The organism is Dysgonomonas termitidis, assembly GCF_042654545.1.
Lineage (GTDB): Bacteria > Bacteroidota > Bacteroidia > Bacteroidales > Dysgonomonadaceae > Dysgonomonas > Dysgonomonas termitidis.
This window is the reverse complement of the sequence record NZ_JBHSGN010000153.1, coordinates 1-7,808: the sequence shown is the minus strand read 5'-3', so window position 1 is coordinate 7,808 and position 7,808 is coordinate 1. Positions and strand designations below refer to the sequence as shown.

5 protein-coding genes and 1 pseudogene are annotated in these 7,808 nt (G+C 38.5%); all 6 read left to right on the top strand.

What is annotated here, in order from left to right:
• On the top strand, positions 1–297 hold a 297-nt coding region (locus tag ACFO6W_RS23615), incomplete at its 5' end, for a glycosylhydrolase-like jelly roll fold domain-containing protein (RefSeq protein ID WP_380001146.1).
• A gap of 6 nt (positions 298–303) precedes the next feature.
• Positions 304–3,870, top strand: coding sequence for a glycosyl hydrolase (locus ACFO6W_RS23610; protein ID WP_380001144.1), 3,567 nt, complete (start codon positions 304–306; stop codon positions 3,868–3,870).
• Between the two features lie 83 nt (positions 3,871–3,953).
• Positions 3,954–6,254 carry an alpha-L-rhamnosidase-related protein gene (locus ACFO6W_RS23605; RefSeq protein WP_380001142.1) on the top strand — a complete coding sequence of 767 codons (2,301 nt, stop codon included), beginning with the start codon at positions 3,954–3,956 and terminating at the stop codon, positions 6,252–6,254.
• Positions 6,255–6,469: 215 nt separating this feature from the next.
• Positions 6,470–6,667 (top strand): annotated as a pseudogene (locus tag ACFO6W_RS23600) (glucuronate isomerase); the annotation flags it as partial.
• Between the two features lie 19 nt (positions 6,668–6,686).
• Complete coding sequence (locus ACFO6W_RS23595) at positions 6,687–7,049, top strand: carbohydrate kinase family protein (protein ID WP_380001140.1); 363 nt, start codon at positions 6,687–6,689, stop codon at positions 7,047–7,049.
• An 87-nt stretch (positions 7,050–7,136) separates the two neighbouring features.
• Positions 7,137–7,808 (top strand): NrtR DNA-binding winged helix domain-containing protein (locus ACFO6W_RS23590; RefSeq protein WP_380001138.1); only part of this gene is annotated, 672 nt, incomplete at its 3' end.

Here is a 7,808-nt window from a genome sequence, read left to right as displayed (position 1 = left end):
TACCTTGATCTTGGAGAAGTCAATAAGATGGCTAAAGTATGGGTGAACGGCCAATATGTTGGTGGTACATGGACAATGCCTTACAGGGTGGATATATCTTCTGCTTTGAAACAAGGGGAAAATATCCTTCGCATAGATGTTGTCAATACATGGGTTAACAGGATGATAGGTGATAAAGCCTTACCAAAAGAAAAAAGGGAAACTTGGGCGGGAATAAATGATTACCAACCTGATTCACCGCTACAGAAATCTGGATTGATGGGACCTGTCACATTAGAATATGTGCCTAATTATTAAATAGCAATGAAGAAATTGATTGTTTTTTTAATTCTTATATCTTACCTAGGGGTATTTTCGAATATTTATATTAACGCCCAGGAACGCCCTTCCGGCTATCCTCAACGTTCCGGGATTATAGATATTAGGAGTAATTTCGCAAATCCGCCGAAAGGATACGGAGAAGTTCCTTTCTTTTGGTGGATGGGCGACACCCTTACCCGAGAGCATCTCTCATGGCATTTGGATAAGCTGGATAACAAGCATATTACAAGTCTTCAGGTAAATTATGCCCATGATGACAAAGGAGGAATCACTTATGGGAAAACCCTTCCTTCTCAACCAAGCCTCTTTACAGAAGAATGGTGGAATCTTTTTGGCTGGTTTGAAAACGAGGCTGGCAAACGTGGTATGACCGTGAGTTTAAGCGATTATACGCTTGGAGTAGGGCAAGGATCATATGTGGATGAGATGCTAAAAGAAGACTCTTCTTTAAATGGTTATGAACTCTGTTTTCGTAGTGACACTCTGGTGTCAGAATTCTTTTATCGTACATTTGTTGAGATGCCCTTATTGCTTAATGCCTATGAGCTAGATAAAGACTATAATATAACCGGACACCCTGTTGATTTAATACCTCAAATAACGAATGGAAAAATAGAATGGAAGAGCAAATGGCCCAATACGCTTATTACAGAAGTCTTTGCAGACCATCGCGTTCCTTCATTAGATCCAATGAATCCCAATTCGGGTAAAAGTTATGTGGAGCATTTTTTCCAATGCTTTGAAGATCGCCTTACGAAATCATCAGAATCAGGACTAAACTTTTTTTTCTCAGACGAATTACAATTTCATCTTTCAGGATGGCTATGGAATAACATTTTTAGTGAAGAATTCCATAAACGAAAAGGGTATGATATCAATCTTTATTTAGATGGTTTATTTATGGATATTGGCGATAAAACGCCGGGTGTCAGACTTGATTATAATGATGTTATGGTATCATTAAGTGAAGAAAACTTTTTTATTCTGGTATATAAGTGGCATGAAGATCGAGGTTTATTATACGGTTGCGATCATGGAGGACGTGGTCTTGATGTCGTAGAATTCGGTGACTATTTCCGAACTCAAAGATGGAATCAGGCGCCAGGCTGTGATCAGCCAGGTTTGGGTATTGACATTATAAAGAACAAGGTCGCATCGTCTATAGCACACTTGTATGAAAGAGAACGTGTCTGGTTAGAGGGCTTTCATAGTAGTGGATGGTCAACCAATACAGAACAGCTAACCAAAGCAGTATTTGCTAATTACGCTTCCGGACAAAATCTGTTGAGCCTTCATGGTTTTTACTATAGCACAATGGGAGGCTGGTGGGAATGGGCTCCTCCATGCAATCATTTCCATGAGCCATACTGGGAGGAGATAAAGCCATTTTTAGAATGTACAGAACGATTGAGTTATATCCTTTCGCAAGGCTACCATTGTGCAGACGTTGCTGTGTTATATCCGGTCGAACCGGTTATTGCAGGCTACGGAGATGGCTGTGTGAAAAAATCTTTTGCAGTCGGGGAACTCTTATATAAAAATGGTATGGATTTCGATTTTATGGATTATGAGTCTCTTGCCCGCTCTAAAGTTGATAGTAAAAACTTAAATATCGCAGGAGAAAGTTTCAAAGTGTTGATTATACCTTCTATGAAAGCTATCCGGAGTAGTTCTCTGGAAAAGATACTCGAATTCAAGCGAAACGGAGGCGTTATAATAAATATCGGAGACAAGCCTCAGGTAACAGAGAGGGGGCGTAATCATCCTAAAGATAAAAAATTATTGGAACAGATATTCGAAGGTGGTAAAAATACCATTCATTGTATAAATGAGACAGAGTCTCTTCTTTCTATAATTGATCAGAAATTTCAACGTGATTTCCGTGTGATTTCCGGTACAGGAGAGAATGAAACTCCATATGTTATGCATCGGACTATTGATGGAAAAGACTTATATGCCGTATATAATATCAAAAAAGGAACAGAATGCTTTTTTCGAGCAAAAGGAGCTGCACATCTTTGGAATCCCTGGACGGGTAAGATAACTCCTTTATCAGTGGAAAAAATTACACGAGAAGGCATTGTATTACGGTTGCCACTGGAAAATAGCGATATACAGATTATAACTTTCGATCCCAGTATAAAACCCACTATTGAAAAATATGCCCCTAATGAATATGCGACAAAATATATACCATTAAATGGAGACTGGCAATTCGAGATTGTCCCACTATTGGATAATGATTATGGAGATTTCAGTCTTCCCGCATACAATGATAAAGTGGGAGCAATAATATATCGTGCCAGCTATTCTTTTTCAAATAAAGAAACATTAAACACTTTTACTTTTGGAACAAAATTTATGATTTTAAGCGCTGTTCCTGAAATAGATATTGAAATTCTGAAATCGAGTATCAAGGAAAATTTGTCAACAATCGATTCTCATGGACGTAACTATTCATGGCAACCTTACGAATTTTCATGGAGATGGGGTGTTGAAGGTGATTATGGATATCAAGGATGGCATGGACTAAAAGCACGCATGTATGATGATTTTATTCGTTTAGGCAAGAAGGAGTATACTTGGAATGCAAATGAGATAGTGCGTATCCAGGAAGAAAACGGAGAAAAGAATTATTATTTGTTTACACGGGTGAATGCACCTCGCTCTGGATTTTATCTCGCCGAATATGGAAAAATGTTTCCTGCAAATATTTATATTAACGGACAACATGCCGAGTCATCACCTGAGTTGGAACTTAAGCAGGGGATTAATGAAATTTTGCTACATTTCGATAGCTATGGTGTAACCCGGTTTGCTCTACGTGATGGGAAGCCAGATATTATTGAAGAGACTCTTAAAGAATCTCCCTTAAGAATGAAATACCGGGGTGATAAATCTCTATTGCTTTTTGATATTCGCGAAGAAGTGAGTAACCATGGTGAATTTTCATTTACTTCTGCACCCGGACTCAAAGAGTTATTTTTCTCATCTTATGGCAAAGCCTGGGTTAATGCCAATAATATTGCTGCTGAAATGATAGTCACCGGAACACGTGAGGATGGATTGATTCAATATACAGCAAAGCTTGCTGAACCCGCTATTCGTCCGGTAAATATTATAATCAACGTAGATGAGCCTTTGGGGTATGGCGGTGGAAGCGTAATAGACTCACCTATTAAACAGATCTGTACGGAAGGAATTATACCTATTGGCGATTGGTCAACAATTGAGGGTTTAAAAGCTTATTCAGGTGGTGCATGGTATCGTTATAATATGGAATTAGAAGATTTGCCTCAAAGGAAAGCTACACTGAACCTTGGTCAAGTTATATCGACAGCAAGAGTGAGGATTAATAAAAAAGAGGCTGGTTTAAGACTTTCCGCCCCTTGGAAGTTTGACGTAAGCGATTATCTTCAGACAGGAAATAATCTTATTGAAGTGCTTGTATGTAATACGGCAGCTAACTATTACTTATCTGTTCCAACCCGTTACCGGGGAACTATTGAGTCTGGTATTATAGGGCCTGTATATATTGAAATAGAATAAACATTTCTATCGAACAATAAAAGCAATTATCATTTTATAAAAGCAGTAGTTCATAAAATAAATTATGTTTGTATAACAGTAATATGAAAAAAACAATCTTTGTATTTCTCTCTATTTTATTTTCCTGTATAGGCGTCAATGCCATTAATAATGCCAGATGGATAACGGTCCCTTCCGGCGATGCAAACAAGCCCAATACATGGATTTCCTTTCGAAAAGATTTTAACATAGAGAAAGTGCCATCAAAGGCATTGACTCAGATTGCCGTAGATAGCAAATACTGGTTTTGGATAAACGGGCAGATGGTTATATTTGAAGGAGGGTTAAAGAGAGGGCCGAACCCCAGAGATACATATTATGACGAAGTCGATTTGGCTCCCTACTTAAAGAAAGGCCAAAACAAGATAGCAATACTTTTATGGCATTTTGGAAAAGAAGGTTATTCTCATAAAAACAGCGGTAAAGCAGGATTGATCTTTAATCTGAAAGAAGGAAATATAGAGCTAATCAGTGATAACTCATGGCTATGTAAAATTCATCCGGCCTATGGTAACACGGGAGAGCCATACCCGAATTTACGTTTACCCGAATCGAATATTCACTTTGATGCCAACAAAGATATAGCAAATTGGCAAACTGAAGATAGCCGCGGGAAATACGGATTTGTAAATGCACATGAAATTGGAAAATGGGGTGATGCTCCATGGAATACATTAGTAAAACGGCCTATCCCGCAATGGAAAGATTTTGGAATAAAAACAGTTAAGTATAAGGATATCGAGCGTAAGAAAGGAACTGGAAAGGATACTATTATTGCAGCTTTTCCTTATAATATGCAGATGACTCCGGTTTTAGATGTAACAGATAAAAAAGGTGGTAGTTTAATTTCTATTTTTACGGATCATTTATATGGAGGCAGTGATGTCGGCATACGGGCTGAATATGTAACAAAGAAAGGAAAGCAAACTTATGAGTCAATCGGCTGGATGAATGGGCATAAACTAATGTTGGTAGTACCCTCGGATGTTACCGTAAACAGTATAAAATACAGGGAAACCGGATATAATGCTGATCCGGTTGGATCTTTTTCTTGCGACGACGAATTCTATATGCGTTTCTGGAAAAAAGCATTGCGTACACTGTATGTAAATATGCGTGATACATATTTTGATTGTCCCGATAGGGAACGTGCCCAGTGGTGGGGCGATGAAGTTGTACTGATGGGAGAAAGTTTCTATACTTACTCAACCCCTATCCATGATTTGATGAAAAAAGGCATTCATGAATTAATAGGATGGCAAAAGGAAGACGGTGTTTTACATTCACCGATTCCGGAAGGTAATTATGGAGTGGAGTTGCCCGGACAAATGCTGGCAAGTATAGGGCATTATGGTTTCTGGAATTATTACATGAACACTGGAGATAAACAGACAATACAGGATGTTTATCCCGGAGTGAAAAAATACCTGTCTCTATGGTCTCTCGATGATACAGGTTTAACAGCTTTCCGCCCCGGAGCATGGACTTGGGGCGACTGGGGTAATAACCGCGATATGCGGCTTATCTATGCAGGCTGGCATTACCTGGCATTAAAGGGTGCAGCATCGATGGCCGATTTATTAGGTTATACCAATGATGCAAAGGAGTACAGGATCATTATGGAAAAGGTGAAGGACGGGTATAATCAATGCTGGAATGATAAGGCCTACAGGCACCCTGAATATAAGGAGGAAACAGATGACAGGGTACAGGCGCTTGCCGTTATATCCGGTATTGCAGATCAATTGAAATATGATGCTATATTAAAAGTTTTCGAAACGGAATTTCATGCAAGCCCTTATATGGAAAAATATATAATGGAAGCATTATTTATGATGGGACAGGGAGAATATGGGGTGGAAAGATCCAAGAAACGTCTGTCAGCAATGGTGAACAATACAGAGTACACAACCTTGTTCGAAGGCTGGTATATCGGAGACATAGGAGAGCTTGGCGGAGGTACGGTAAATCATGCATGGAGTGGTGGAGCTTTGACTGTCATAGCCCAGTATATATGCGGTATCTATCCTCTTGAAGCAGGCTATAAGGTGTTTAAAATAGAACCAGAACCGGCTACATTCAAAACAGCTTCTATTAGCGTTCCTTCCATAGCTGGGATGATAAAGTCGAAATTTGTGTCTTCATCCAAAGAGTTTACATTAGAGGTTGTAGTTCCCTATGGTACTGAAGCTATTATATATCTGCCTGTTGGGAGAGAAAGGGAAATTACTATAAATGGGAAAATACCTTATGAGAATGAATATAAGACAAGCTCGAAATACTTATATAAAACGAAAGTTTCATACCAGCTTCCTGCGGGAAATTATAAGATTTCAGTGAAGTAACTTATCTGTATATTGAATTTTTTCTCTATTTTCAACAACTATCATACAATCAATTTCATCGCGGAACTCATTTTGACTGTGATTTACCTCAATTCTATTGAAATAAGTGTCGATTCTTAATAGGACCGGGTAGGAACAAAGAAAGGCTATGCATGAGCTATTACGCTATGGCCAATAGGTACCGCCATTCATACTTTTGCCATCGTTATAGAAGAAACCGTTTTGTTGGCATGCTTACCAACTCGCGAAACTTTGTTTCGTATCCTCGCCACGAATACTTTCGCCGGATTAAGTGTAATCTTATTGGCAATGACATGGAGCAGGGATTCCTGCCTGAAGCGGGAATAGATACGATAGGTAAGATGGTCGAAAATATATCATATTACACCGCAAAACATTTTTTTAATTTCTGACAACATATAGATACATTATATGAAAAAAGTAGTAACCTTGGGAGGAATTATGTTGCGTTTAGCAACACCAGGCTATCAATGCCTTATACAAAGCGCAAACCTTAATGTTACCTTTGAAGGTGGAGAAGCAAACGTAGCTGTTTTGCTATCTAGCTATGAAATTCCAACGGACTTTAGACCTCGTCAACCTAAAAATGATATCGCAAAATGGTGTATATCTGATTTAAGAAAATATAATGTTGGTGTCAATAAAATTACCGTATTAGTGTTAAATACTCCTCCCAAATGGTTCGGTGTTACTTCTGCAAAAGATAAACCGGATGTGGTACAAGGCATCCGGGAGTTAACTGATGCCGAGATCTATCCTGAAAAACTCTTTTAATATTGCATTTATTATAGCTTTTCGAAAAAATATGACCCATACCTACTTTCATAATCACAAGAGAAACTATTAGAACGAAATAAACCAATGGAATATACTGATAATAATGCTGTTTATAAAGATGTACATATATTTCTCGAAACGGCATCCGGAACATTCCTGTCCGAGATACTGATAAATACTGTGGTATTCAGCTTTTACAATAACAATTTAAAGGTACTTTTACTTCAAACCGGGGAAGGGTGCTGTTATTTTTTACCTGAGGGATATGTGTTTAAGGATGAAACAATAGATGACGCGTCGTTACGTATATTGCAACAGTGCTTCAAATTAAAGGATATATTATACAATGAACAGTTTCACATATCGGACGAAACCGGACAGGTAAACGAAAATATCTTTTCGGTAATGTTACGGTTATCCGGTATTGAGATTCCGGAGGACAGTTGGGTAAACACCAGGAAAGTATCGGTCTGTTATTATTCTTTAGTCGACAGGTTCAAAGTATTCCCTACGGCGCAGGATTTATTCTCATCTAAATTAGTATGGGTCGATATCCGGGATATCTCCGAACTTGCATGCAGCCACAAGGATATTATCAGTAAAGCCGTATTGAAATTGCAGGAAGACATGGATAGAAAACCGATCGCGTATAACCTGCTGAATAAAACATTTACCTTAAAGGAGTTGCAGGGGCTGCATGAAGCGGTTTTCCAGAAAAAGATCGTCAGCGCTAATTTCCAAAGGAAAATGTTATGC

Excerpts from the sequence above, each read along its gene's own strand:
- ACFO6W_RS23605 (WP_380001142.1), top strand. The coding sequence starts at position 3,954 with ATGAAAAAAACAATCTTTGTATTTCTCTCTATTTTATTTTCCTGTATA.
- ACFO6W_RS23595 (WP_380001140.1), top strand. The coding sequence starts at position 6,687 with ATGAAAAAAGTAGTAACCTTGGGAGGAATTATGTTGCGTTTAGCAACA.
- ACFO6W_RS23610 (WP_380001144.1), top strand. The coding sequence starts at position 304 with ATGAAGAAATTGATTGTTTTTTTAATTCTTATATCTTACCTAGGGGTA.